Annotated in this window: 22 protein-coding genes; 7 read left to right on the top strand and 15 right to left on the bottom strand. The window is 43.2% G+C overall.

Annotation, left to right across the window (positions count from 1 at the left end; translation table 11 throughout):
- Positions 1 to 945, bottom strand: a complete 945-nt coding sequence (locus JI665_RS04665) for an alpha/beta hydrolase (protein ID WP_206836876.1) — start codon at positions 943 to 945, stop codon at positions 1 to 3.
- Positions 946 to 1,011: 66 nt separating this feature from the next.
- Positions 1,012 to 2,658, bottom strand: coding sequence for a flavin-containing monooxygenase (locus tag JI665_RS04660; protein ID WP_206836874.1), 1,647 nt, complete (start codon positions 2,656 to 2,658; stop codon positions 1,012 to 1,014).
- A 172-nt stretch (positions 2,659 to 2,830) separates the two neighbouring features.
- Here JI665_RS04660 and JI665_RS04655 point away from each other — a divergent pair, with 172 nt between their 5' ends.
- Positions 2,831 to 3,526, top strand: coding sequence for a response regulator transcription factor (locus JI665_RS04655; protein ID WP_206836871.1), 696 nt, complete (start codon positions 2,831 to 2,833; stop codon positions 3,524 to 3,526).
- Between the two features lie 64 nt (positions 3,527 to 3,590).
- On the opposite strand, the gene JI665_RS04650 is transcribed toward JI665_RS04655, so the two are convergent.
- The 5 genes from JI665_RS04650 to JI665_RS04630 all read right to left on the bottom strand — a co-directional run bounded on the left by JI665_RS04650 (position 3,591) and on the right by JI665_RS04630 (position 8,587).
- A complete protein-coding gene (locus JI665_RS04650) occupies positions 3,591 to 4,865 on the bottom strand; it encodes a serine dehydratase subunit alpha family protein (RefSeq protein WP_206836867.1) in 1,275 nt (424 codons plus the stop codon).
- Positions 4,866 to 5,003: 138 nt separating this feature from the next.
- Complete coding sequence (locus JI665_RS04645) at positions 5,004 to 5,351, bottom strand: hypothetical protein (RefSeq protein WP_206836864.1); 348 nt, start codon at positions 5,349 to 5,351, stop codon at positions 5,004 to 5,006.
- A gap of 108 nt (positions 5,352 to 5,459) precedes the next feature.
- Complete coding sequence (locus JI665_RS04640; protein ID WP_206836861.1) at positions 5,460 to 6,320, bottom strand: carbohydrate ABC transporter permease; 861 nt, start codon at positions 6,318 to 6,320, stop codon at positions 5,460 to 5,462.
- A 23-nt stretch (positions 6,321 to 6,343) separates the two neighbouring features.
- Complete coding sequence (locus JI665_RS04635) at positions 6,344 to 7,231, bottom strand: carbohydrate ABC transporter permease (protein ID WP_206836858.1); 888 nt, start codon at positions 7,229 to 7,231, stop codon at positions 6,344 to 6,346.
- 87 nt (positions 7,232 to 7,318) lie between these two features.
- Positions 7,319 to 8,587, bottom strand: a complete 1,269-nt coding sequence (locus JI665_RS04630) for a sugar ABC transporter substrate-binding protein (RefSeq protein WP_206836856.1) — start codon at positions 8,585 to 8,587, stop codon at positions 7,319 to 7,321.
- A 465-nt stretch (positions 8,588 to 9,052) separates the two neighbouring features.
- Between JI665_RS04630 and bglX the strand changes: the two genes are divergently transcribed.
- The 4 genes from bglX (at position 9,053) to JI665_RS04610 (ending at position 17,357) form a co-directional block, all read left to right on the top strand.
- Positions 9,053 to 11,224, top strand: a complete 2,172-nt coding sequence (bglX, locus tag JI665_RS04625; RefSeq protein ID WP_206837670.1) for a beta-glucosidase BglX — start codon at positions 9,053 to 9,055, stop codon at positions 11,222 to 11,224.
- A 91-nt stretch (positions 11,225 to 11,315) separates the two neighbouring features.
- Entirely contained in the window at positions 11,316 to 14,654 is a 3,339-nt protein-coding gene (locus JI665_RS04620) for a GH36-type glycosyl hydrolase domain-containing protein (RefSeq protein WP_206836853.1), read from the top strand.
- A 53-nt stretch (positions 14,655 to 14,707) separates the two neighbouring features.
- Positions 14,708 to 16,324, top strand: coding sequence for a glycoside hydrolase family 13 protein (locus JI665_RS04615; protein ID WP_206836850.1), 1,617 nt, complete (start codon positions 14,708 to 14,710; stop codon positions 16,322 to 16,324).
- Positions 16,325 to 16,391: 67 nt separating this feature from the next.
- Positions 16,392 to 17,357 (top strand): LacI family DNA-binding transcriptional regulator, encoded by a 966-nt coding sequence (locus JI665_RS04610; protein WP_206836848.1) that lies wholly within the window; start codon positions 16,392 to 16,394, stop codon positions 17,355 to 17,357.
- Between the two features lie 70 nt (positions 17,358 to 17,427).
- Here JI665_RS04610 and opuFB read toward each other — a convergent pair whose 3' ends face one another.
- The 4 genes from opuFB to JI665_RS04590 form a co-directional block, all read right to left on the bottom strand.
- Positions 17,428 to 18,945, bottom strand: a complete 1,518-nt coding sequence (opuFB, locus tag JI665_RS04605) for an ABC transporter permease/substrate-binding protein (protein ID WP_206836846.1) — start codon at positions 18,943 to 18,945, stop codon at positions 17,428 to 17,430.
- Positions 18,942 to 19,895 carry an ABC transporter ATP-binding protein gene (locus JI665_RS04600; protein ID WP_206836843.1) on the bottom strand — a complete coding sequence of 318 codons (954 nt, stop codon included), beginning with the start codon at positions 19,893 to 19,895 and terminating at the stop codon, positions 18,942 to 18,944. The genes opuFB and JI665_RS04600 overlap by 4 nt, the downstream gene beginning before the upstream one ends.
- 177 nt (positions 19,896 to 20,072) lie before the next feature.
- Positions 20,073 to 20,369, bottom strand: coding sequence for a hypothetical protein (locus tag JI665_RS04595; RefSeq protein ID WP_206836841.1), 297 nt, complete (start codon positions 20,367 to 20,369; stop codon positions 20,073 to 20,075).
- 138 nt (positions 20,370 to 20,507) lie between these two features.
- Positions 20,508 to 21,713 carry an NAD(P)-dependent malic enzyme gene (locus JI665_RS04590; protein WP_206836838.1) on the bottom strand — a complete coding sequence of 402 codons (1,206 nt, stop codon included), beginning with the start codon at positions 21,711 to 21,713 and terminating at the stop codon, positions 20,508 to 20,510.
- Between the two features lie 143 nt (positions 21,714 to 21,856).
- Here JI665_RS04590 and JI665_RS04585 point away from each other — a divergent pair, with 143 nt between their 5' ends.
- Entirely contained in the window at positions 21,857 to 22,750 is an 894-nt protein-coding gene (locus JI665_RS04585) for a LysR family transcriptional regulator (RefSeq protein ID WP_206836835.1), read from the top strand.
- A 48-nt stretch (positions 22,751 to 22,798) separates the two neighbouring features.
- On the opposite strand, the gene JI665_RS04580 is transcribed toward JI665_RS04585, so the two are convergent.
- Complete coding sequence (locus JI665_RS04580) at positions 22,799 to 23,503, bottom strand: gamma-glutamyl-gamma-aminobutyrate hydrolase family protein (RefSeq protein ID WP_206836833.1); 705 nt, start codon at positions 23,501 to 23,503, stop codon at positions 22,799 to 22,801.
- Positions 23,504 to 23,652: 149 nt separating this feature from the next.
- Entirely contained in the window at positions 23,653 to 25,302 is a 1,650-nt protein-coding gene (locus JI665_RS04575; protein ID WP_206836829.1) for a catalase, read from the bottom strand.
- A 236-nt stretch (positions 25,303 to 25,538) separates the two neighbouring features.
- Between JI665_RS04575 and JI665_RS28880 the strand changes: the two genes are divergently transcribed.
- Positions 25,539 to 25,664, top strand: a complete 126-nt coding sequence (locus tag JI665_RS28880; protein ID WP_280516058.1) for a hypothetical protein — start codon at positions 25,539 to 25,541, stop codon at positions 25,662 to 25,664.
- A gap of 335 nt (positions 25,665 to 25,999) precedes the next feature.
- Here JI665_RS28880 and JI665_RS28875 read toward each other — a convergent pair whose 3' ends face one another.
- The gene (locus JI665_RS28875) at positions 26,000 to 26,122 is read right to left on the bottom strand and encodes a hypothetical protein (RefSeq protein WP_280516057.1); all 123 of its coding nucleotides are present in this window, start codon (positions 26,120 to 26,122) and stop codon (positions 26,000 to 26,002) included.
- Positions 26,119 to 26,904: a glucose-1-dehydrogenase gene (locus tag JI665_RS04570; RefSeq protein ID WP_206836826.1), complete on the bottom strand. Its 786-nt coding sequence runs from the start codon at positions 26,902 to 26,904 to the stop codon at positions 26,119 to 26,121. Before JI665_RS04570 ends, JI665_RS28875 begins: the two co-directional genes overlap by 4 nt.
- Positions 26,905 to 26,913: the final 9 nt, after the last annotated feature.

Below are 26,913 nucleotides of genomic sequence, written 5' to 3'. Positions count from 1 at the left end.
TTACTTCGAAGCAACACTGCCCTGGAAGACACGCCTTAAAGCATCTGCCGCCTGCTCAATCGACTTTCTTCCCTGATCCAGTACACCAGGCATCCAGAAGAAGCCATGGATCATGCCATCATATCGTTTGGCTTCAACCGGGACACCGGCATCTTTTAAACGCTCAGCATAGGCCTCACCCTCATCGCGCAGCGGGTCAAATTCTCCCGTTAACACCAATGCCGGCGGCAGTCCGCTTAGGTCTTTTGCCTGCAGTGGAGAGGCATATGGATTTTTCCCATCCTCTTCATTCCGCAAATAATGATTCCAGAACCATTCCATGCTGTCTTTCGTAAGCAGATAGCCGTCTGCGTTTTCAGTATAGGATTCTGTTGCATAGGAATGGTTGGTTACAGGATAAATCAGCATCTGAAAGGCAAGTGAGATTTCACCTTTGTCTCTTGCCATGAGGGCAGCAACGGCTGCAAGGTTCCCGCCTGCACTGTCGCCTCCGACGGCAATGCGGATCGGATCCACTCCAATGGAAGCTGCATTTTCAGCCAACCATTTGACTGCAGCATACGAATCATCTGCAGCCGCAGGAAATTTATGTTCCGGAGCCAGTCTGTAATCCACAGAAACGACCACGCAATTCGCCAGATTCGTTAAAAGACGGCAAGGAACCTCTACAGTCTCCAGGTCACCGATTACCCAGCCGCCGCCGTGATAATAGATGAGTGCTGGAAAAGGTCCTTCTCCTTTAGGAGTATAAATTCGGACAGGTATCTCTCCTCCAGGTCCCGCAATTTTTCTATTTTCAATCTTCCCTACTTCCTCCGGTTCTCCAGCCAGTGCGCTGAAATCTGTGGTAAGTCTGGCTTCCTCCGGTGATAGCTGGCTCATCGGCGGAGCTCCTGCTGCCTCCATCTGTTCCAATAAAAATTTTGCCTGCGGATCTAATGCCATAATTATTTCCCCCTAATAATATATTTATAGACAGGGCAGGAGTAAGCCTGCCCTATCAATACCCTCTTAATTCACAGCACTTTTTTCAGAGGCTGTCAGGATAAAGCCTTTATAGCCTTTTTCGGCGACTTCATCACAAATCCTTCTGTAGGTTCCAACACCGCCTAGATAAATTTGGAAGCCGCGGGCTTTTCCTTCAATATTGGCACCCATGTACCATGAGTCAGTTTTGGTAAATAAAGTCTGATCGGCGATTTCACGGCAGTGCTTGCTCCATGTATTTTCCGCCTCTTCTTTTACTTCAATGACAGCCTGGTTTTGGTCGCGCATATAGCTGATGCAATCAAATACCCACTCCACATGCTGCTCAATCGAAACCATCATATTGCTTAATACGGAAGGACTTTCAGGTCCTGTCAGCATGAACATGTTCGGGAAACCTGCTGTGCCTAAGCCTAAATAGGTTCGAGTATGTGAGCCGCCAGTCCATTTCTCTTTCAGGGAGACGCCGTCTTTTCCCCGGATATCGATCTTAAACAGCGGTCCAGTCATCGCATCAAAACCTGTGGCAAACACGATCATGTCAAGGTCATATTCAGCATCTGCAGTCCTAACCCCTGTTGCGGTAATCTCCTGAATCGGCGCTTCTTTCACATCCACCAGCGATACGTTATCGCGGTTATAGGTCTCGAAATAATCTGTATCAATGATGGTGCGTTTGGTGCCGTAATAGAATCTCGGAAGGAGTTTTTCAGCCACTTCTGTCTTTGCGACTGTTTCGCGGATTTTAGAGCGGATGAACTCCGCCACGATGGCATTAGCTTCAGGAGTAATGGACAAGTCATTATATGTGTAAGTAAGATTTAGCAGACCTCCTTTTTGCCAGGCTTCTTCAAAAACTTTTTGCCGTTCTTCAGGAGATTCATCAAACACGGAAATGTTTCTTGGCTCCTCCGGTATGCCTGTAACGGAATGGCGCATTTTCTCTCTGATTTCCCTATAATTTTTCCGTATATTTTTCAGGTGTTCAGGATCATTCGGCGTATTCCTGGCTGGACTGCTGTACTGCGGGGTCCGCTGGAATACGGTCAGGTGCTTGGCTTCTTTTGCAATGACAGGGATTGCCTGGATACCGCTGGACCCTGTGCCAATGATGCCAACGCTCTTGCCTTGGAAAACCACTCCTTCATGCGGCCATTGTCCGGTATGATACCATTCGCCCTTAAAGTTTTCCAGCCCTTTAAATTTAGGTACATTGGACGCTGACAAGCATCCTACAGCTGTAATAAAATATTGGGCAGAAACCTTTTCACCGTTATTTAATTGAACGTCCCACCTATTTTTCTTTTCGTCAAATTGCGCGGATTGCACCCTTGTATTGAACTGCACATCCCGCCGCAGTTCAAACTTATCCGCTACATAATTTATGTAGCTTAGTATTTCAGGCTGTTCTGCGTATTTTGCCGACCAGCTCCATTCTTTCAATAGTTCCTCAGAAAAAGTGTAATTATAGTAGATGCTTTCAACATCGCATCTTGCGCCTGGATACCGATTCCAATACCATGTCCCACCGACATTATCGCCCGCTTCAAATACCCTCGTGGAAAAACCGGCTTCCCGCAAAAGATGCAGCATATACAATCCAGAAAAACCAGCCCCTACAACGACAGCATCAAAATCCGTGAGAGAGTTCGATTTTTGAAATGTTGACATACTTTCTTCCTCCTCATGATATTAATTTAGTTGAAAGCGATTACATTTTTCTTGTTAAAAGTACCTCCTCTCCAGGACATCTATTTTAATCTATTTTAAGCTTACTATCATTCATTTATATTGAATATTCACAATTTTCTATATATAATATCCCTATAAGGAAGGTGTTAATATGGCAATAGAATCTACCATTTTGGATAATATCCAGAATATAGAAGATATCGAGAGTCATGAAGAAAAACTGTATAAAATTCTAGAGGTTTATATGAACATTTTTCCTGTTCAAAACGCCTATTTATTCCGGTATTCACCTTTAGGCTTTATTGGTGAAGGAATCATCGCTATTACGGGCCAAGGATTAATACATATCAGAGATATCAGGGATGATATTCGTTCATTGCCGCTTATTTATTCTGCCCTTTATGAAAGGAAAGCAAAATATTGTTCGGGGATCGAATACCTGAAGCAAATAAACATCAAATACATTACAACTTCCAATGTCAACTCCTTCCTGGCTATCCCCATCTGCTTTGGCGCTGTTCCCATCGGTTATATTTGCACGAACGAATTTGATGATCATATAAAAATTTCTGATCAGCAGCTTTCTTCTTATACTCAATTTGGTCAACAGGTAGGAAAAACCCTTGAAAAAACGGAAGGAAAAGAAGATACCCGGCTATTAAGCAAAAGAGAAATGGAGGTCATGAAGAGGATTTCCTGGGGGGAAAGCATTAAAGAAATGGCTGATTCCATGTATATCAGTGAAGTCACCATCAACCAGTATATTAAAACAGCTATTAGGAAACTGGGAGCTCAAAACCGGTCACAGGCAATTGCGGAGATGTTTCGACGAGGAATGATTTCGTAATTTTCACCTATTCATATTGCACGCCAAAAAGGCCCTTTTCATAAAGAAAGGACCTTTTTTCAGTTTATTTTTCCATCATTAATTTTAAAATGAGCTCATCCGTATGACGGGTTCCTTCATTTCCTAGTTTACAGAAACTCTCGATGCTCTTTTCAACGTCATCGTGAATAAATCCATCGGTTGATTTGATTTCCTGATCGTTGAGAGCAAGGAGGGCAGACTGCACTGCTACATTGGAGCAGGTAGATACTTTCATGGCACACCCGGCTTTTGCTCCGTCACAGATCATTCCGGAAACATTCCCGATTGTGTTTTGAATGGCTGCTTTGATTTGCTGAAGCTGTCCATCCAGCAAATATACGATGGCTGCACTTGCGCCCATACCTGCAGCAGTTACACCGCATAAAGCCGAGAGCCGGCCAAATTTGGATTTTATATGAATGGTTATCAGATGACTGAGTGCAACTGCCCGAATCATTTTTTCCTCTGCAACCTTAAGTCTTTCTGCAGCTGCAACAACTGGAAGTGTGACTGCGATTCCCTGGTTGCCGCTTCCGGTGTTTGCCATAACTGGAAGTGTGGATCCTGCCATTCTCGCATCTGATCCGGCTGCAGCCAAAGACATAGCCGCAGTAGCAATATCATCCGACAAGATGCCCATTTCCACATTCCTCTTTATCGTTTTCCCTACCTTTAGGCCATACTCGCCCGATAGGCCTTCCATTCCAATGACCCGATTGAGCTCAATACTCTTTTTTATCAGTGATAAGGAGCTGACTTCCACACTAAGCACCCATTCATATATCTCCTCAATGGTGAGTGCAATTAATTCATCTTCTTCAGATTGGATTCCTAAATTTTCACATCCGCCCTGGTAGATAATCTCTCCATCAACCTCTATTAAAGTAATATTGCTGTGGTTATCAGAGATTACCACTCTGGCAGTCTGCATATCTGTTTTTAATACCGCTTCGATATAAAGCCTTTTTGGTGTCTCCGCCTGAAGGGAAGTTACTTTTCCTTCTTCAATAAGTTTCAGCGCCAGGAGCTCATCTTCTGGCTCCACTCCCTCTAATACTTCGAGCTTTCTTGCAGGGTTCCCTGCCACAGCGCCGATTGCCGCTGCGAAATCAAGACCATAGGAATTCATGCCTGGAATTCCGACTGATTTTGCATTTTTGATGATGTTTCCGCTCGCTTTTAAGCAAAGCTCTTTTATTTCCCCTTTTGCATGGCTCTTTGCCATTGCTGCAGCAAGTGCTATTGCAACAGGTTCCGTACATCCAAGGGCAACCACTAATTCTTTTTCCAGAACTTTTAAGATCTTGTGCTTCTCCATTTTCATACCCCTAATTGTTTAAAATAAATGAATGAACGTTAACTATTATAATTCAAATAGTGAAAAATGAAGAGAGGCAATATTTCCTTTCGATACGAAAACTCTTTGGAATCATGAAAATAGACGCAGTTCTGACTGTTAATCTTTGCTGAATAATGCACTGAGATTCTTCAATGTATATAGCCTTCCAGTCACCATAAAAAGGCTGTTATAGTTTCTTTGTACATACTCATCAATAATGGTAAGCCCTTTTGCAAACCGGTCCACCAAATAATTTGTGTATTTTGGGTCCCAGACAAAACGATTGATTCTGAACAGCTCATCTGAGAGGATATGAAATTTATAGTCTTCAGCAATCAATTTTATTTGTTTTAATTTGTCAGTGTCCAAATAGAAAATATTGTTATCAAGGTTCTTATTCAGAAAGGTTAGAAAATCCCTAATATTTTCAGCGAGTAAAGTTGCTTTTTGCATTTCAGGTTTCACATTTATACTCCCCTTCATAGATAGTTCTGCTTACAAAGAATCTATGAGAGAGAGTATTATCTTAACACCAAAAAAGCCAGGAAACTGAAATTCCTGGCCTTTTGCGATTTACTTCATCCCCGAAATGGTATAACCATCAATAATATATCGCTGGAAGAGAATGAAGATGATGATAATTGGAACAACCATGAAGGTTGATCCGGCCATCTGAAGGGCAAAGTTTCCGCCATATTGGCCTTTTAATAATTGGAGTCCTACCGACAGAGTATAAAGGCTTTCATCGTTGGCAATGATCAGCGGCCACAGGAAACTGTTCCATCCTGCAATAAAGGTTAAAATCCCCTGCACCGCCATGACCGGTTTAGCCATCGGCAAGACAATCTGCCAGAACACCCTTAACTCACTGGCACCATCCAGTCTTGCTGCTTCCAGCAATTCATCCGGTATGGTAGTCATAAATTGCCGGAACAGGAAAATCCCGAATGCACCCACCAGGCCAGGAAGCACAATGCCCGCCATCGTGTTTGTCAATTGCATCTGATTCAGAATCAGATATACCGGAATCATGGTTACTTGCCCGGGGATCATCATGGTTGCAAGTACGAGAAAGAACAATTTATTGCGTCCTTTAAATTCAAATTTGGCAAAGGCATAACCGGCCATCGCATTTAAGAATAAGCCTACAAACGACCAAAGAACGATGATAAGAGTATTTTTCAAATAGAGAGCGAAGTTCATATTCACAAAGAGGTTCTGGAAGTTTTCCAATGTGAAATCTTGCGGCAGCAAAGTTGGTGTCAGCTGCATAACTTCACTTTCAGGCTTAAAGGCAGAAAGGATCATCCAAATAAATGGAATGGAAACCAGCACTCCTCCAATTGTAAGAATAATAGCTGCTGCCAATTGCTGAGCTCTTTCCTGCTTAACACTGCTGCTTAATGACTGTTTTTGAACTGCATTGGATTTCATTTTGTTTTTCACCTCAGCTTTCATCAATAATCCTGCCCTTTTTTCTGAAACCTAAATTGAATCATTGTTATGAATATGATGGCAATGAACAATATGAAAGATCCTGCTGCTGCATAACCAAAGTTGCTGAATTGGAATCCATTCCGGTAAATAAACAGTGCAACTGAAGTCGTACTGTCTAATGGACCGCCATTTGTCATGACAAATGGTTCTTCGAAAAATTGCAGCCAGCCGATCATAGTCGTGATTGAAACAAAAAAGATTGCGTATCTCAAAAGAGGAATCGTAATCTTGAACATCTGCTGCCAGTTGTTGGCTCCATCAAGCTGTGCTGCTTCATAGTAAGTTTTTGGAATCCCCTGAAGCGCAGCAAGAAAAATAATCATATTAAGGCCAATAGCTCTCCAAAGCGCAAGGGCTATTAACGAAACCTTTGCCATTGTTGGATCCTGCAGCCATGGAACAGGCGGCAAGTTAAGAAACTCCAGCAGATGGTTAAACAAGCCTAACTGAGGGTTATAAAGATAGCTCCAAACAACAGCAACCGCAACCACGTTTGTGATGGAAGGCATATAGAAAACAACCCGGAAAGCTTTAAAGATGCGGGCTTTCCCAAAATTGATCAGGAGCGCAATTCCCAGGGAACAAACGATAACCAGCGGGACACCAAAGACCACATAAAACAGTGTATTAAAAATGGATTTTACAAATATCGGATCACTTACAACTTCTTTATAATTCTCTAAACCAACAAAACTAATGGATGACCAGTCTGCTATCCCAACCAGATCCAGGTCAGTAAAACTGATGATCAGCGCCACAAATATAGGAAGAATGGAGAATAATGTAAGTAAGATAAGTGCAGGAGCTATAAAAAAGTATGGAGTTTTGTTTGCCATAAAGCTTTTCATTGTAGGTCCCTTCCTTCTTAGTCCAATTATTCCGGACTATTGCAGGCAACTGGCAGACACCCGCCGGCCAGTACCTGTTGTTAAAAATTACTTGGCTAAAATTTCTTCAGACTTTTTATCAAAGTCGTCCATTTCGGCCTGAATATCAGCTCCGCCACGATAAATCTTTTCAAATCTGCTTAAGAAATCCTGTGCAATTTTCTCAAAAGGTTTGATGACAGGCATTGGCTGTGCATTTTCTAATTGTTCTCCAAATACTTTATAATACTCATTTTGCTGAAGCTGATCATCATTCCAAGCCTCTTTGCTTGCTGGTAAAGAGTTTGTCAATTCAAGCCATTTAACCTGAGTTTCAGGTTTACTCATATAAGAAAGAAATTTAAGTGCCTCTTCTTTATTTTCAGTATGCTGGAATACGGATAAATTGGATCCGCCCAGTGTAGATGTGTTTGTTTCCTTAGCCGGAAGGACTGCTGTTGCCCACTTGCCTTCAAGTTCCGGTGCCTGGTCATTGATTAGCTTGACCATCCAAGGTCCGCTGATAAACATCGGCAGGATTCCATCGCCTCTGAATGCCTGGACGATATCAAGTCCAAGATCTACAGGAGCAGATCCATCTTTGAAGAATCCATTTAAATACTCGACTGCTTCAACAAATTCCGGTTCATTGAAATAAGACTGATTGCCTTCTAATAATTTGGATCCGTTTTGACGAGCTAACATAAATGATAAGCTTTGCTCATTTGTATCGATGCTGATTCCATATTTATCATCACCGCGGTCAGCCAACTTTTTGGCTGCATCCTTTAATTCATCCCAAGTCTTAGGTGCTTCCTTATAGCCAGCTTCTTCCAATAAATCTGTACGGTAAAAAAGTACACGTGTATCAACATACCAAGGCACGCCAACCACTTTGTCTTCATATTTTGTTGTTTCCACTGACCCCTCGAAGAAATTATCGGCTTTAAGCTCAGGGTATTCTTCAGTATGCTCAGCTAAATCAAGCAACGCATTCGCAGATGCAAACTCAGGAATCCAAGTCGTACCCATTTGCACAACATCAGGACCTTTTTTAGAAGCGACTGCTGTCAATAGCTTATCATGCGCCTGATCCCAAGGGATGGCTTGAACTTTCACATCAATTTCCGGGTTTTCTTTTTCAAATTCATCTGCAATCTTTGGAAGTGTTTTTGCCTCTTCTCCCATGCCCCAAACCGTTATCGTTTTTTGCCCTTCCTTCGCAGAAGATCCGGAATCAGAAGAACAGCCTGCCAATGCCCCTGAAACCACCATTGTACCTACCATTGCAGCTGCTGCAAATTTTTTACTGAAAACATTTAACAACTTTTGACTCATACGTAAAACCCCCAATAATTTAATAGGCTTTGCTTTAAGTTTCCCGCTATTGTGCTGCAACATTACTACCTTAAGAACAAACGCAAAAAATCTGCCATCTGGTAAATGGCTAACGAATTCCCCCTTGCAGTGAAACGTTTCGATATTTGATAAAAAAATATTAATCTGAAACTATAGAAACGATTCAACATTATTAAATCAGAATAACAAATCTCCTAATTAAATTGATTGAAACGTTTCGATAGGGCTATTATATTTCAATGTGTAATCGTTTTCAAGTAAAATTTTTCAGTAAATATTTAAAATTCCTTATAGAACTTACAAAAGTGAATAACCAGAAATAGAAACGTTTCGATTTTAAATTGACTCAAAAAAAGAAAGCGCTTATAATGCAGTTGTATCCTAATTCGAAACGTTTCTATAATTTTTATGATTTTACTATAAAAAACTGGGGAGGTCACCCTGATAATGAATCAAAAGCTACAATCATTACTTGAAGAAATGACACTTGATGAAAAAATTGCCCAATTAATGCAGCTGGCCACGCCATTTTTTGAAGGTTCAAAGGATGAAGGGCAAATTACAGGCCCTCTTGCCTCAATGAAAGTCACTGAAAATAGCATCCGCAGCTCCGGATCGGTTCTCGGAGCCTCCGGCGGCGCGAAAGAAGCAATAAGCATACAGAAGGCTCACTTAAAAAATAATCGATTGGGCATCCCTTTATTATTCATGGCAGACATTATTCACGGATATAAAACTATTTTTCCAGTCCCTCTTGCAATTGGCTGTTCTTGGGATCTGGATGGTGCACAATTGAGTGCCGAAATTGCCGCTAAAGAAGCGGCTGCATCCGGGGTACATGTAACCTTTGCCCCCATGGTTGATCTTGTCCGTGACCCACGATGGGGCCGGGTCATGGAATCTACAGGTGAGGATCCATACTTGAACAGTGAATTTGCCAGGTCCTTTGTCCGCGGTTTCCAGGGTAAAGACTTAAAAAATAATAAGGAATCTGTAGCAGCATGTGTGAAGCATTTTGCAGCGTATGGAGCTCCAGAAGGCGGCAGGGATTATAACACAGTGAATATGTCGGAACGGCAGCTGAGGGAATCCTATCTGCCAGCCTATAAAGCCGCTCTTGATGAAGGCTGCGAAATGGTTATGACAGCTTTCAACACGGTCGATGGAATCCCCGCAACCGGCAATCGTACACTGATGCGCGGACTGCTTAGAGACGAATGGAAATTTGATGGAGTTCTAATTTCCGACTGGGGTGCAGTGAAGGAACTGATCCCTCACGGGGTTGCCGAGGACGAAGCAGAGGCTGCACTAAAAGCCATCCAGGCTGGTGTGGACATTGAAATGATGACTTCCTGCTATATCGATCACTTAAAAGAACTCGTGCAGAATGGAAAAGTGGATGAAGAACTGATTGATGAAGCGGTACTTAGAATCTTAAGTCTGAAGGATAAACTGGGGTTATTTGAAGATCCAACGCGTGGTGCTGATGAAGCTCTTGAAAAGGAACTTGTCCTCAGCGAAGCCCACCGAGAAGCATCCAGAGAGCTTGCAGTAAAATCCTCCGTATTATTAAAAAACAACGGCGTACTTCCTATACAAAAGGAAAAGAAATTGGCGTTGATCGGACCATTCGCACAAAGCGGCGATATCCTTGGCCCATGGTCGTTTCTTGGATCAAAGGAAAAAGCTGTTCAGCTTTATGATGGCATAAAAGCAAAAGTGGGTTCCTCTCTTCTTGCAGCCGCAAAGGGGTGTGACATTGAGTCCGGCACAGAAGAACAAATAAATGAAGCTCTTAAAACAGCTGAGGATGCAGACATTATCATCCTGGCACTTGGGGAAGATTCTGAAATGAGCGGAGAAGCAGGCTGCCGCACCGATATCCGGCTTCCTGAAGCCCAGCTTAAACTGGCAGCCAAGGTGAAACAGCTTGGCAAACCCCTCATCGCCGTCCTCTTCAATGGCCGCCCGCTTGATTTACATGGTATCTGGGATGAAGCTGACGCCATTCTGGAAGCATGGTATCCAGGTACGGAAGGCGGAAATGCTATTGCGGATCTATTGCTGGGCGATGCAAATCCATCAGGAAAACTGACTATGTCTTTCCCTTATTCTGTTGGCCAGGTGCCTGTTTATTACAATCATTTTAATACCGGACGCCCTAAAGGAGCTCCGGATGCACAGGAAAGATACGTATCCCAATATTTAGATAGTCCAAATGACCCTTTGCTGCCGTTTGGGTACGGATTAAGCTACACAACCTTTGCTTATGCTGAAGCGAAACTTTCAGATTCCATGCTGTCCCCTTCAAAGCCGATTTCGCTTTCTGTACAGGTAACCAATACCGGAAGCTATCCGGGAGAAGAGGTTGTCCAGCTCTATATCCGGGACGTTTCAGGAGAAGTCGTCCGTCCTTTAAAGGAACTAAAGGGCTTCAAAAAGATTGCCTTGGATTCAGGCGAAAAGGCAGCTGTAACCTTTGAAATTAAGGAACAGCAATTGCGTTATTATCATACCGATTTATCATACAAGAGTGATAGCGGGAAATTCATCGCGTATGTCGGCGCAAACAGCAGAGACGTTATCTCGCTGCCATTTGAATTGTTGAAAGACTGAAATACTTATAATAACTATTAACATGCTCCTAAGCTAACTAAAACCAGTGTATGAGGTTTTAATAAACCTAAAAAGGAAAGAGTTGACAACGATGACCCGGTCAAAGTTCACCATTCAGGCTAATGATTTATCATTTACGTTTTTGAATAGCGGCGATATATTCGAAATCGCCCATCATTCTACTATGATCAACCAGTGGCTTTCCAATCCTATAGATGGTTCATTAAATAATTTGTTTTTACGCGTTCACGACGATACTGGCATCAGGGCCTTCCCCCTGCTTGGAGTCAAGTCCCAAAGCAGGATGCGAACTGCAGATAACCAGGTTGTCTGGGAAGGTGAAGCCGGCGGGATTTCCTACCAGGTTACGTTTACATTGACTGAAAAAGCAACCTGGTTCTGGAATATTGAATTACATGGAGATGGATATTTAGCTGACGTAATCTACGGACAGGATTTAGGTCTTGCTGACAAAGGTGCCGTCCGAACGAATGAAGCTTACATGTCTCAATACATTGACCATAAAGTATATAACGGCACAAAAAATGGGTATGCCGTTTGCTCAAGGCAAAACCAGCCAACGAGCGGCGGCCGCTTCCCTTATATACAGCAGGGGTCACTTACGAAATCTATTGGTTACTCCACCGATGGATTCCAATTTTTTGGATTGTCCTACAAAGAAACAGACATCCCTGAAGCGTTGGACAGAGTCTCCCTTGCAAACGAGATCTATCAATACGAATTCGCCTATACTGCACTTCAATCAGAAAAAATCGAACTGACTGGCAAGGCACAAGTAATATTCTATGGTATATTCAAAGAAAATCATCAAGAGGCAATTACAGATTTGGAATTTGAGAATGAGATATTGGAAGCCTGGGAGAAGGTTCCAAACGCAGCAGAAATACAAGTAAAGAAGTTAGAATCAGTCCGCTTCTCCCCTGCTTTCGGAAAGCCGCTTGAAACGGTTTCGATGACCAAAGCAGAAATCAATGTGCTCTTCCCTCGCCGCCATCAGGAAGAGATTTCTGGAGATACACTGTTATCTTTCTTTACAGAACAGCATGAGCATGTAGTCTTAAAGGAGAAAGAACTGCTGGTTGAACGTCCCCATGGGCACATCATCATGACTGGGGAAAATGTTGAGAATATCAAAAACGTGCTTACTTCTACTTTATATATGTACGGAATTTTTAACTCTCATATTGTTATGGGCAATACATCCTTTAATAAAATGCTTACCAACGCAAGAAATGCTTTAAATATCATGAAAACCTCGGGACAAAGGATTTATGTGGAAGTAGACGGTCAGTACCGGCTGCTGACTATGCCTTCCATGTTTGAAATGGGATTTAATTACGGCAGATGGTACTATAAAACAGCAGATGACTTGCTTGTTATAACTTCTTATACCTGTGCGGATGCTTCCCAGTTGGAGCTTCAGGTCCGCTCGGATAAAGGAAAAGCTTACCGCTATCTCGTTACTAACCAAGTATCTATGAATAATAATGAGTACGCTCAGCCATTCAAAATAGAGCATGAAGGAAATGAGCTTATCTTCAAGGCAGGCGAAAACTCAGACAGTTCAAGGGTTTTTCCTGACCTTACGTACCTCATGCAGATAAACGGTGCTGATTTCAAATTGAAGGACTCCAGTTTCTTCGGAGAAAACCTGGAAGATGATGCCGCTTCACTTGCAGTTTTAGAAATGGATACAACTAGCGAATGGAGTATGGCAATTCAAGGTTTGCTTGATGGAAAGGAACTTGCCATAAAGCAAACCAATCTTGAAACTGAAAAGAAAAAGTATCACGGATTTCTAGCTTCAACAATGAACGGCTTCCGCCTTGCCAAAAATGGAGCAGCGACAGAAGAATTAAATAAAATTAATGCTCTTGCATGGTGGTATACCCACAACATGCTCGTCCACTACTCTGCACCGCATGGACTTGAGCAGTACGGCGGGGCAGCCTGGGGAACACGCGATGTCTGCCAGGGACCAACTGAATATTTTATAGCAACACAAAAATATGATTCTGTAAAAAATATTATCCTGACTGTCTATTCACACCAATACGCAGATGATGGAAACTGGCCGCAATGGTTTATGTTTGATGACTATTTCAGATTCCAGCAGGAAGAAAGCCATGGGGATATCATTGTCTGGCCATTAAAGGTGATTGCTGAATATCTGAAGGCAACGAATGATTTTTCTATATTAAACGAATCACTCCCTTTCACAGAAAAAGGCAGCTTTGAATTTACGAAAGAGAAAGCCTCTCTTTTGGATCATGTTAAAAAACAGATTCAGTACATGAAGGATCATTTTTTACACGACACGTATTTATCTTCATATGGAGACGGGGACTGGGATGATACACTTCAGCCGGCAAACGCGCAATTAAAGCAGTATATGGCAAGCAGCTGGACAGTGGCACTGACATACCAGGTAATCGGCCAATTCTCCTTATTATTAAAGCACTGCGATAAAAAGCTGTCACTTGAACTTAATGAAATGGCTGAGGGTATTAAAAAAGATTTCAACACTTACATGCTTTCTTCCGAAACGATTCCTGGTTTTGTGTACATGGAAAATCCTGAAAAACCTGAATTAATGTTACACCCTTCCGATACGAAGACAGGCATACAATACCGCCTTCTCCCGATGACAAGAAGCATGATTGGCGAGCTTCTGACTCCGGAACAGGCAGAAGAACACTATAAGATTATCAGACAAAAACTGTATCACCCAGATGGAGTCCGCTTAATGGACCGCCCTGCTTCCTATAGAGGAGGAGTCAGCGCAAACTTCAAACGTGCCGAGCAGGCAGCTAATTTCGGACGTGAAATTGGCCTCCAATATGTTCATGCCCATATTCGGTTTGTTGAGGCGATGGCCAAGCTCGGGAAATCAGACGAGGTTTGGACTGGCCTGCAGAAAATAAATCCGATTGGCATACAAAAAGTGGTGCCGAATGCAGAGCTCCGTCAAAGCAATTCTTACTTCAGCAGCTCGGACGGAAAATTCAATACCCGCTATGAAGCAGCCGAAGATTTTGATAAGCTGCGCGATGGCTCCGCCCCTGTAAAAGGCGGCTGGAGAATCTACTCCAGCGGTCCGGGAATTTATATGAATCAGCTGATTTCAAATGCCCTGGGAATCAGGCGTGATGGACAGAATTTAATTATTGATCCGGTCCTGCCTGAAGAAAACGACGGTATGGATTTCCAATTCAGGATAGATGGAAAAGAAGTGACTTTTATCTATCATCTCGGCAATCATGGAAAAGCCGGAGTCATGATTAACGGCAGCAAGGCGGATGCAGAACAAATATCCAACCTTTACCGCACAGGCGGGTATCGAATCAGCAGTCCTGAACTTAAAAAGCATTTGAAAGAAAACAATAATTCGATCGAAATTTACTTGTAATAAAGGAGCGGCGGCCACTTAGGCCGCTTCCTTTTTATCCAGGAGGGCTGAATATGGAAATGAAATGGTGGCATAAGAGTGTAATTTATCAGGTGTACCCTCGCAGTTTCAAAGATTCTGATGGAGATGGCATTGGTGATTTAAAAGGGCTTATTACGAGGCTCGATTATATTGCGGAATTGGGAGCGGATCTGATCTGGCTCTGTCCTGTCTATGCTTCACCAAACGATGATAATGGGTATGACATCAGCGATTATTACAGCATAAACACTGAATATGGTTCTATGGATGATATGGATCGGCTTATTTCCGAGGCTGCCAGCCTCGGAATAGGCATCATGATGGATATTGTCGCCAACCATACCTCGGATGAACACCCCTGGTTTATTGAATCCAAAAGCAGTAAAGAAAATTCTTTCAGGGATTTTTATGTTTGGAAAGAGGCTCTTGAAGATGGCCCGCCTAGCGGCCTGCAGTCGTTCTTCAGCGGAAGCGCGTGGGAATATGATCCTGCGACAGCACAGTATTACCTGCACATGTTCAGTAAAAAACAGCCTGATTTGAATTGGCATCATCCCCCTGTCCGTCAGGCCATTTATGATGTGATGCGTTTCTGGATTAAGAAAGGCATTAAAGGATTCCGATTGGATGTCATTGATCTGATTGCAAAGGATCTGGATCAACATGTAATTGCAAATGGTCCCCTCCTCCACGAGTATCTGCAGGAAATGCATCGGGAAGTACTAGAGGGAACGGACGTTGTTACTGTCGGGGAAACCGGCGGGGCAGATCTCAATCAGGCAATGTTATATACTGATCCTTCGCGAAAAGAACTGGATATGGTTTTTTCCTTCGAACATATTGCATTGGATGAGCTGCCAGGAAAGCAGAAATGGGATTTGAAACCGCTCGAATTAGGAGATCTGAAACGCGTTTTATCAAACTGGCAGACCGGTCTTTCAGATAAAGGATGGAATAGCCTGTTCTGGAGCAATCATGATCAGCCGCGCATTGTTTCCAGATGGGGCAATGATGTTGACTTCCGCTATGAAAGTGCCACCATGCTTGCCGCCCTTTTACATCTCATGAAAGGCACTCCTTACATTTACCAGGGGGAAGAAATCGGGATGACAAATATCAAATTCCCGGATTTGGACTCTTACAGCGATATTGAAACACTCAATATGTATAATGAGCGAATTTCAGCGGGCTATCCTCATGATTCTATAATGAATTCCATCTATGTGAAAGGCCGGGATAATGCCAGAACACCAATGCAGTGGAATGCAGACAAGAATGCCGGCTTTACATACGGTGTTCCTTGGATTGATGTGAATCCAAATTATATTTCAATTAATGCAGCTTGCGATTTAGATGCGCGTCAATCGATTTTCCGCTTCTATAAAAAACTGATAGAATTGAGAAAATCAAATGACATTATCTTATATGGCGACTATCGGCTGCTGGAAAGTGAGCCGGGAATCTATGCGTATGAAAGAAGATATAAGGGTGAAAAATGGTTGATAATCTGCAATTTTACAGAAAAAGAAGTGAGGTCTCTCCTCCTCAGCAGCATGAGTGGCAATCTGCTTATCCATAATTATCTTTCCCCTCCCGGCGATCAGAAGATGCGCCCTTATGAAGCAGTTGTTTATAAAATGAAAAATTGACTATAGCTGGAAGCGCTCACAATGTATAATAAAAGGAGAGCCTACTGCAGAGACTGGAGAGAGAATCGTGACAAGTATTAAAGACATAGCAAAAAAAGCGGGTGTCTCCATATCAACTGTTTCCTATGCTCTGAACGGAAACCCGAAGGTTACAGAGGAGACTGCAGCAAAAATCCTGGCCATTGCCAAGGAGCTAAACTACGTGCCGAATGCTGCAGCACGATCACTAAAGAAAAGAGAAACGAAAATAATTGGCGTCTTCTTAACTAATTTTGGCGGTGCTTTTTATGGACAGCTCCTGCAGGGCATTCAGGACGCCCTTAACAGTAAAGGATACGAGATGATTGTTTGCGGAGGTAAAGAGTCACACCGCTTTATACCAGAACGCATGATTGACGGGGCCATCGTTTTGGATTTCTCCTTCTCGAGTGAGGAACTGCTGAAGCACGCAGACGCAGGACATAAGATAGTCGTGATGGATAGAGAATTAAACCATCCTAATATTAACCAGGTTTTATTGCATAATACTTCCGGGGCAACACTTGCTATTGATTTTCTGATTGAAAAAGGGCATCGCAAAATTTATGCTGTAAATGGGCCGGATGGCTCGTATGATGCTGCTCAGCGGATTGAAGCAGTCCGGCAGGCAGTCAAAAGATATCAGTATATCGATTACCACGAACTCCCGGGTGATTTTAATAAACATGCAGGCGAGAAGGCAGCTGCGCAAATCGTAAAAGAATTTACAGATCCCGCTGCGGTTTTCTGCCTGAATGATGAAATGGCCATCGGTATGTACAATTATTTGGCAAAAACACAGTATCAGATTGGGAAGCATATTCACATCATCGGTTTCGATAATATTGAGCTTTCTCACTACACCCAGCCCAGATTGGCAACTATCGATTATTCAGAGCGAAAATGGGGAGCTGTGTCTGCTGAACATCTCCTGAAGCTGATTACTGGTGAACCAGTGGAAAATGAGCGTATCTATGTAACACTCATTTCGGGTGATTCAGTCCAATCCATTTAGATTCATATGTAAATCAGAACAGCGCCTGCACGAATTCGTTCAGGCGCTGTTCTGATATTTTTGTTAATCTTTACTTCAGCAATCCTTCCTTCTGCAAATAGTCCCGGGCTGTTTCTTCAGCACTTGTTCCTTCAACATTGACTTTATAATTCATTTCACGCATTTCATCGTCACTAATTTTACCGCTCAGTTTGTTTAAGACTTTGACCAATTCGGGGTGTTCTTCTGCTGTTTCAGCTCTTAGCAATGGGGCACCCTGATACGGAGGAAACAGATTCTTGTCATCCTCCAGGACAGTGAGATTGTACCTTGCGATTTCACTATCAGTAGAATATGCGTCCACTAAGTTGATTTCACCATTTTCAATTGCTCCATAGCGCAGCTTTGGCTCCATGGTTAAAACAGTTGGAAAATCCACGCCATAAAGCTTTTGAATGCCTCGATAGCCATCTTCCCGGTCAGAGAATTCAAGGGTGAAGCCTGCTTTTATGTTTTGCTCGACTGCTTTTAGATCTGAAATGGTTTGCAGGCTATATTCCTCAGCCAATTGTTCTGGCACTGCCAAAGCATACGTATTGTTGTAAGCCATCGGTTCTAACAGCTTCATATTGAATTGGTCCTTCATCCCTTTTCTCGCTTGCTCATAAACCTCTCCACTGTCTGTGCTTACCGCTGTCTCTTTTAAAAACTCCGCAATAGCTGTACCGGTAAACTCAGGATACACATCAATACTACCTGACTTCAGCGCATTGAAGACAAACGATGTTTTCCCTAATCCAGGCTGTAATTCCACATTAAGATCCGTTTCATTTTCAATTAGCAATTTGTACATATTGATTAGGATCTCCGGTTCTGAACCAAGCTTTCCTCCAATAACAAGATTTTCATCCGATTTATTTGTCAGTAATGGAAGCGCCATAACCAATATCATCGCCCCGATGAATACCCCCAGCGCAGTGAGGGATCTTTTAAATGACATATTCTCGAAGCGGCGCAGCAGCATATCAAAAAGGATCGCCAATAAGGCCGCAGGTATGGCCCCCAGAACAATCAAGGCCGTGTTGTTCCGGTCAATTCCAAGCAGAATCAGGTCTCCCAAGCCTCCTGCTCCAATTAATGCAGCAAGAGTAGCCGTTCCAACAATTAACACCATAGCCGTGCGGATACCGGCCATAATAACCGGCATGGCGAGAGGAAGCTCTACCTTCATGAGCCTTTTCCGCCTGTTCATTCCCATCGCCCGAGCCGCTTCGATAATGGAATCATCCACTTCCTTAATGCCTGTATATGTATTTCTTAGAATGGGCAAAAGTGCATACACGACTAATGCGATAATAGCCGGAACTTTCCCAATGCCGAATAAAGGAATCAAAAGTCCAAGCAAAGCTAATGACGGAACAGTCTGCAATACGGCCGTCACTCCAATGATCCCTTCTGCGATTCTTTGTTTTTTTGTCAAATAAATCCCAAGCGGAATCGCAATCAGTACTGAAAAAAACAATGCAATAAGCGAAATCTGTATATGCTCAATAAGTACACTTAATAATTGACCTTTCCTTTCATTAAAAACAGAGCTGAAGGTGTTCATGACCTCACCTCTTTCTGTTTGATGCCAGCCAGCTTACGAATAACAGCCTGCCTGTTAACCATTCCAATGATACTTCCGCCTTCTTCTACAGCAAGCTCATCATGAGAAGCCAATAAGCTAAGCGTTTCTTCCAGTGAAGCCGAGACGGAAATGATTGCCCCGTTCTGTTCGGTTTCTGAATTCGGCAGGAGAATATCATGAAGGCTGAATCCCTCTATGTACGGTCCCTGGTCTTCCCCGACAAACTGCCGGACAAATTCGTTCTCCGGGTTAGCCAGCAGCTCCTCTGGGGTGCCAATTTGGATGATTTCCCCGCACTTCATGACGCAAATGCGGTCACCGAGCTTTAAAGCTTCCTTCATATCATGTGTGACAAAGACGATTGTTTTCTTTATTTTTTTCTGAAGATGGATTAGGTCATCCTGAAGCTTTTCCCTGCTTATAGGATCCAGCGCACTAAAAGGCTCGTCCATCAGGATGATGGGCGGATTGGCTGCCAGCGCTCTTGTTACACCCACTCTTTGCTGCTGTCCCCCTGAGAGTTCATGCGGCTTTCGGCTGCGGTAGATGTCAGGCTCCAAACCGACCATTTCCAATAACTCATCAATCCGTTCTTTGATTTTCCCCTGTTCCCAGTTCTTTAGCTCCGGTACGATCGCGATATTTTCCCCAATTGTCATGTGAGGAAAAAGGGCAATCTGCTGGAGGACATAACCAATATCCCAGCGAAGCTCATGAATATCATAGTCACTTATCCGTTTGCCTTTAATAGATATCGTTCCTGAAGTCAAAGGAATCAGTCTATTAATCATTTTCAGAACCGTAGTTTTTCCAGAGCCGCTCGGACCAATAATAACGAAGAACTCGCCTTCATTTATATGTAAGTTAATTGAATTAACAGCCTTTGTTCCATCCCCATACTGTTTTGACACATTGTCAAATTGGATCATTGCTCCACCCCTCTAATAAGTTCACATCTGGATTATTCCCTAATTATTTTACTGAAAAACGGCGATGCCGAAGTTTTCTTTTTACCGTTATACCATCATACAGATAGATAGGATACTTTTCCATTATGAGGTCCTAAAAAAAGGCAGCCTCCCATTAAAAATAGAGGCTGCCTGTTATTATGCAAGAGATCGGTTCAAGTTCTTAAATAGGTAAGGAAAGTCTTTTCTGATCGTTTCGCGGATATCTCCATATGCAAGATGACAAACAGGATAGGCTTTTACTTTTTTCAGGGTAGAATGCGGGTTGCCTTGAAAGACATTAACTGACTCTTCTAAAAACCTTTCCTGCTGAAACAGATGATTATTTCGATTTTCAAAGACCTTCTTTTCTGTTTGCTCATAAATAATGTAATAGTCTTCAATGATTTCACCACGGAACATTTCCAGCGCCTCAATTACTTCGTATACTTTCATCGGTATCAATCTCCTTTTTTAATGAATTCAGAGTGACGAAAGTGATAAAATCAATCCCCATGGCAAAACCAGCAGCTTTATATTTTGGATACTATGATTAACTTTGCTTGAACATGCCTCCGCATGCAAAATTTTATTCTATTGGCTTATGGTCTCGCTCTTTATGATTTCGATCCGGGCAGCACCGGTTTCCTGGGCGGCTTTTACTACTGCATCTCTTACAGCCGGGACAACTCTGCTGTCAAGCGGTCCTGGAATTACATAATCCGGTGATAAGTCTGTAGCATCGATTAATCCGGCGATGGCCTTGACAGCTGCCATCTTCATTTCTTCATTAATTTCAGTAGCCCTTACGTCCAAAGCTCCTCTGAAAATCCCCGGGAATGCGAGGACATTATTCACCTGATTCGGCAAATCGGAACGGCCTGTTCCAACCACCTTGGCACCTGCCGCTTTCGCCTCTTCCGGCATGATTTCAGGAACCGGATTGGCCATGGCAAAAATAATGGAATCCTGACTCATTGTCTGGACCATTTCCTTTGTTAAGGCTCCTGCAGATGATACCCCTATAAATACATCAGCGCCGATGATAACATCTTCAAGCGGACCCTGGCGTTTGGCTGAATTGGTGATCTTCGCCACAGACTCTTTGACAGGGTTCATCCGCTCCTGCCTTCCTTCGTAAATCGCTCCTTTTGTATCACACATGATGATATCTTTTACACCCATATTAAGGAGCAGCTTAATAATCGCGATTCCTGCGGCACCAGCGCCGTTAATAACGACTTTTATATCATTCATTTTTTTATCCACAAGCTTTAGAGCGTTTATTAAACCGGCAGCCGTTACGATTGCTGTTCCATGCTGATCATCATGAAAGACGGGGATGTTCATTTCCTGCTTCAGTCGTTCTTCAATGTAGAAGCAATTCGGTGCTGCGATATCTTCCAGGTTGATGCCGCCAAACGAAGGCTGCAGCAGCCTGACTGTTTTAATAATTTCTTCGGGATCCTTCGTATCAAGGCAAATCGGAACTGCATCAATCCCTGCAAAAGCTTTAAACAGGGCTGCCTTCCCCTCCATGACGGGCATGGAGGCTTCAGGACCAATATCGCCAAGACCGAGCACCGATGTCCCATCAGAAACAACGGCGATTAAATTACCTTTTATCGTATAATCATAGACTTTTTCAGGCTGGTCATGAATTTTCCGGCAGGGCTCTGCTACTCCGGGGGAATAGGCTAAGCTTAAATCTTTCATGCTGTTCAGCGGCATTTTCACATCGACTGTTAACTTCCCTTGAAACTTCTCATGAAGCAATAAAGATTCTTTCTGCAAATCCATCCTAACCATCTCCCCTTATTGAATATTGTTAATTTTCAGTATTATACTGTTGTAGAATATTATATAATGAGTGGTATCTATAAATGAAATACATATAATCTATAATCATTATGCCTTTTGGTTATATGACAGGAGTGAGATCTTTGGATATAAGGCATTTAGAATATTTTGCTGAAGTAGCCCAGCACTTAAGCTTCACAAAAGCGTCCCAGACTCTGCATGTCACCCAGCCTTCCATCAGCAAAGCCATAAAAAACCTCGAAGGCGAACTGGGAGTGCCGCTTTTTTACCGGTCCTCAAAACAGCTGGAATTAACAGATGCGGGAAAAGCGGTGCTGATCAATGCAAATAAAGTCCTGGACGCATTTAAAAACCTGACTTTGGAGTTAACAGATGTGACAGAGCTAAAGAGCGGCGAAATCAAAATTGGCATCCCTCCTATTGTAGGAGCAGCTTTTTTTTCGAAGCTCATCAGCCAATATAAAGAGAAGTTTCCATTGATCGAAATTAAATTGACAGAGGTTGGCACGAAAAAGATAAAAAAGGGAGTAGACGATGGCACATTGGATATTGGCCTTATTTGCACAGTTCCTGCACAAGGCAGCAGCTTTGAAATTATTAATGTTTTAAAGGACCCCTTAATGCTCATTGTCCACCGTGAACATCCTCTTGCTTCAAAAAGTGTGGTGCACTTTTCACAATTGGGTAATGAGCCCTTTATCCTGTATCGGAAAGATTTCACACTTTACGACCTGATTATTGAAGAGTGCTCGAAAAACGGCTTTCAGCCCAAGATCGTCTGTGAAAGCTCACAAAAGGACTTCCTCCTTGGAATGGTTGAAGGAAAACTTGGGATCACTATGCTCCCAAGCAAAATCTGTCAAAATATAAACTGCAAAGACCTGGTGATTCTGCCAATCTCTGAATCTGCTGTAAATTTGGAGCTCGGGATGATCTGGAAAAAGGATAAGTACTTATCGTATGCCGTCCGGGAGTTTATCGCCGGTGCAGAGACTTATTTGGAGAAAGGGCTATGAAAAGACCGCCGCAATTTAAAGAATGCGATGGGATTTTACCATCTAATTTTATTGTTTGCAAGCCTTTGTAAATGCTTCAAAAACAGCAATGGATGGGGCATCATTCTTTTGTGTCATGCATTCAGGGTGCCACTGTACCCCTAATACAAAGCTATGCTTCCTACTCTCAAAAGCCTCAATGACTCCATCATTTGCTTCAGCACATACGTCAAAGTTTTCAGGCATCTTGCGGACAGCCTGATGATGATAGCTGTTTACTTTAAAATTTTCCGCTCCAGTGGCTCTGTGCAGAAGAGAATTTCTTTTTACATTCACAAAGTGGGACGCATGCCACCGGGGTGCTTTTTGGCCATGCTGCAAAAGAGGGACGCTCATCTGGGAATAGATATCCTGATACATATCGCCTCCAGCAGCAATATTGAGGATTTGGCACCCTCTGCATATGGCTAAAATTGGTTTATCAAGAGCCAGCATTTTTTGAATAATGCTGATTTCAAACGTGTCTCTTTCCGGACAGATGCTTCCCAGGTTTTTATGAGGTTCTTCACCAAATAGGGTGGGATCGATGTCCCCTCCACCCGTAAGAAGAAGCCCATCCAGTTCTTCAGCTAATCTTTCAATTTTGTCATCTTCCAGCAGATTAGGTACAACAATCGGAACGGCTCCAGCGCTTAATAATGAATAGATATTATCCATTGAAACAGAAAGCTGATTTTCATCTAAATTTGATGTAACCCCTATAATTGGTTTCATTTGGCACCTCTGGCTATATAGTTTAGGAGATTATTCTACACTGCCGGGAAGAAGTCCTACCTGCCTGCATTAGAAAAATGATAGAGCGAAGACAAAAAAACTGTCCAGCAGTCAGGATCACTAACTTTCTGGACAGCCCTTGTTAATAATTAATATGGATCCGTTTCACGGCTTTTCTCAACGGCTTCTTTTGCTGCCTGGTTCTCAGCGATCGAACCCTGGCCATATTTAGACCTTCCGGCGTCACGGCCAGGAACTTGCTCTTCACCGTTCATTGCCAGCAATTCTTTCATGACTTTCTCGGTTCCTTCCTTCACGCGGCGGCCATATTCTTCATCAGCCTGTGTAAAATGCTCAAACATGGCATCCTGAATCCGTTTGTCACATACCGCCAGTGCTTCAGAAAGGTTTTTGATCAGTTCATCGCGCTCCCAGTCTTCAAAACTCCGGTAGGTATGGCCGGCCTGGCCATAATTGTTTGGACGATCGATAGGTGCGCTCATGGCTGCCGCATTATAAGTTGGCCGATGCGGTGTGCGCCCTTCTTCAGGTGCTTCCTTGAAGCCGCCCTTCATCGATGGCTCGTAGTTAATATGCGGATTTTCTCCAGACTCTTTCGGGTCACGAGTATCCATTTGCCCGCGCTGCTGGTTTGTGCGCACAGGTGCTTTCGGTGCGTTCACCGGCAATTTCAGATAGTTCGCCCCTACGCGATAGCGCTGCGTATCGGAATATGAGAAAGTCCGGCCCTGCAGCATCTTATCATCGGAAAAATCCATTCCGTCAACAAGTACCCCTGTACCAAAGGCAGCCTGCTCAATCTCTGCATGGTAATCTTCTGGATTGCGATCAAGAACCATACGGCCAACAGGCAGCCAAGGGAACTTATCTTCCGGCCAAAGCTTAGTATCATCAAGGGGATCAAAATCCAGTTCAGGATGGTAATCATCCTCCATAATTTGTACAAATAGCTCCCATTCAGGATAATCTCCCCGTTTAATCGACTCAAATAAATCCTGTGTGGCATGACCGACATTTTTCGCCTGAATAATGCTTGCCTCTTCCTGTGTCAGATTGCGAATTCCCTGCTTCGGCTCCCAGTGATATTTCACCAGTACCGCTTCTCCTTTTTCATTCACCCATTTATACGTGTTGACACCGGATCCCTGCATGTGACGGTATGTAGCGGGTATTCCCCATGGTGAAAACAGGAATGTTATCATGTGTGTGGCCTCAGGTGTCCTGGAGACAAAATCAAACATCCGCTCGGGATTTGACACGTTTGAAACCGGATCAGGCTTGAAGGCGTGAATCATATCTGGGAATTTCATCGCATCCCGGATAAAGAAGATTTTCAGGTTATTGCCGACTAAATCCCAGTTTCCATCCTCGGTGTACATTTTTACTGCAAAGCCGCGCGGATCACGAGCAGTTTCCGGTGAGTCTTTTGCCCCTGCAACGGTAGAAAAACGAACCATTAGGGGAGTCCTCTTTCCTGCACCGGAAAAAACCTTTGCGCGGGTATACTTTTCGGCCGGCTCATCCCCAACTTTTCCGTAAGTCTCAAAGTAACCGAATGCCCCGGCTCCTCTTGCGTGCACCACACGCTCCGGTACTTCTTCCCTGTCAAAATGGGAGATCTTTTCAATGAAATGGTAATTCTCCAAGGTCGCTGGTCCCCGGTTGCCAATCGTGCGGATGTTTTGGTTATCAGCAACAGGATGCCCCTGCCGAGTCGTCAGTGTCTCCCGCTTCACATCTTGCTCATTTGCAGAATTCAGATCTTTGTTCTCTTCCAAGATCGAACCTCCTTAATTTTTATGACCATATTTTACCTCTGCTTCAGAAATCTATACCCGAATTTACCTGCAATGTTATGTACTGGATATTCTTCCAAAACAAAAATACTGCCGGTGTTACGATACCCCAGTAAATGGAAATTAAACCTTTTTTCGGAAAAAGTCCCTCATTGATTTGTTCGAATAAAGTTCTTCCCTTTGTAAAAAAATACTCATGTCCAAAGGGAGGTGTAGACGTGCCGAATCTAAATGATAACAAGTTCAAGAAAATTCAATCCGAAAGCCAGAAGCAGGGTAAAACATACGAAGAGTATGCTGCAGAACTGGAAGCGAACAAAATAAAAGCTCAAAAAAGAAAATAAATGACTGAGAGGCAGGGAATATTCGCCTGCCTTTTTAGCTTAGCCGGGAAAAGGCAGAATTCTGGGCTGTATATCTTTTTATCACTATAAGTAATCTCTGGTATTGCTTTAAGCAAACTGCACCGCCTGTGAGACCAACTGAAATGCGACATTGCATATTTAATAATTTGTCTGCATCCTGTTCATAGTTTGTTAATATTTACGCATTACAATATAATTGTACCGAAACATCATACAGCCCTTTTTCTTTACCCCTTCAGGTCCGGCCCATATTAAGTGCCGGATTTTTTTATTGAAATGTATAAGTAAACGAGAAGGAAGGGTATATAGCCGGTTTAGTAAAAACCGGCGACGATGCCAAAATGGAATATGATTCCCCGGTCGGTAATACAGTGTTTTTTGATTTGAATTAAAACTTCAAAGCCCCTCTCATAATCGAGAAGGGCCTTTTCCATCATCCTTTTCCCGCCTGGAATCCGGGATATTGTGTCATGCCCCCGTCAGCGTATAATGTCAGTCCGGTGACATAGCTCGCTTCTGTGGAAGCCAGCCACACTGCACAAGCTGCGATTTCTTCGGGCTTGCCGATGTAGCCCATAGGAATGAGCTCAAGGACACCTTTTTTCAATTCAGGATCTGAGAACTTTTCAGCATTAATCGGTGTATCAATAGCACCTGGGGCAATGCAGTTCACGCGGATCCCGTGCGGGGCAAATTCAAGAGCAAGAGTCTCGGTCATCAATTTGACCCCGCCTTTGCTTGCTGCATAGTGAACAAAATGCGGCCACGGAATTTCCTGATGAACAGATGACATATTAATGATCGAGCCTTTTATTTTGTTTTCCAGCATATAATCAATGGCTTCCCGGCAGCCTAAAAATTGTCCCGTCAAATTCGTCGAAATGACCTTGTTCCAATCCTCCAGGGTGAGTTCTTCAGATGGGACTTCATTTTCGATTCCCGCGTTATTGATCATGACGTCGAGAGACCCGAACGTTTTAATAGCATGGGCGATCATTCTTTTAATATCCTCTTCCTTTGTAACATCCCCCTTGATGGCTGAGGCACTTCCGCCTGCTCTTTCAATTGTTTCAATAATCCCCTGCAGTTCCTGATCCTCATTGAAATAATTGATGACTACCTTCGCTTTTTCAGCACCGAATCGCTCAGCCATCGCCTTCCCGAGCCCGGTCGCTCCGCCTGTAATAACGACAACTTTTCCTTCAAGACTTGGATACATAAAATCCGC

Source organism: Bacillus sp. NTK034 (assembly GCF_017303275.1).
Taxonomy (GTDB): Bacteria; Bacillota; Bacilli; order Bacillales; family Cytobacillaceae; genus Cytobacillus.
This window is presented reverse-complemented; position numbering and strand designations above follow the sequence as displayed.

Coding starts and splice junctions, on each gene's coding strand:
- JI665_RS04630 (WP_206836856.1), bottom strand. CDS start 8,587: ATGAGTCAAAAGTTGTTAAATGTTTTCAGTAAAAAATTTGCAGCAGCT.
- JI665_RS04615 (WP_206836850.1), top strand. CDS start 14,708: ATGGAAATGAAATGGTGGCATAAGAGTGTAATTTATCAGGTGTACCCT.
- JI665_RS04570 (WP_206836826.1), bottom strand. CDS start 26,904: ATGTATCCAAGTCTTGAAGGAAAAGTTGTCGTTATTACAGGCGGAGCG.
- JI665_RS28875 (WP_280516057.1), bottom strand. CDS start 26,122: ATGATGGAAAAGGCCCTTCTCGATTATGAGAGGGGCTTTGAAGTTTTA.
- JI665_RS04595 (WP_206836841.1), bottom strand. CDS start 20,369: ATGAAAGTATACGAAGTAATTGAGGCGCTGGAAATGTTCCGTGGTGAA.
- JI665_RS04640 (WP_206836861.1), bottom strand. CDS start 6,320: ATGAAATCCAATGCAGTTCAAAAACAGTCATTAAGCAGCAGTGTTAAG.
- JI665_RS04635 (WP_206836858.1), bottom strand. CDS start 7,231: ATGAAAAGCTTTATGGCAAACAAAACTCCATACTTTTTTATAGCTCCT.
- JI665_RS04590 (WP_206836838.1), bottom strand. CDS start 21,713: ATGGATTTGCAGAAAGAATCTTTATTGCTTCATGAGAAGTTTCAAGGG.
- JI665_RS04655 (WP_206836871.1), top strand. CDS start 2,831: ATGGCAATAGAATCTACCATTTTGGATAATATCCAGAATATAGAAGAT.
- JI665_RS04600 (WP_206836843.1), bottom strand. CDS start 19,895: ATGATCCAATTTGACAATGTGTCAAAACAGTATGGGGATGGAACAAAG.
- JI665_RS04580 (WP_206836833.1), bottom strand. CDS start 23,503: ATGAAACCAATTATAGGGGTTACATCAAATTTAGATGAAAATCAGCTT.
- JI665_RS04665 (WP_206836876.1), bottom strand. CDS start 945: ATGGCATTAGATCCGCAGGCAAAATTTTTATTGGAACAGATGGAGGCA.
- JI665_RS04620 (WP_206836853.1), top strand. CDS start 11,316: ATGACCCGGTCAAAGTTCACCATTCAGGCTAATGATTTATCATTTACG.
- opuFB (WP_206836846.1), bottom strand. CDS start 18,945: ATGAACACCTTCAGCTCTGTTTTTAATGAAAGGAAAGGTCAATTATTA.
- JI665_RS04650 (WP_206836867.1), bottom strand. CDS start 4,865: ATGGAGAAGCACAAGATCTTAAAAGTTCTGGAAAAAGAATTAGTGGTT.
- JI665_RS04660 (WP_206836874.1), bottom strand. CDS start 2,658: ATGTCAACATTTCAAAAATCGAACTCTCTCACGGATTTTGATGCTGTC.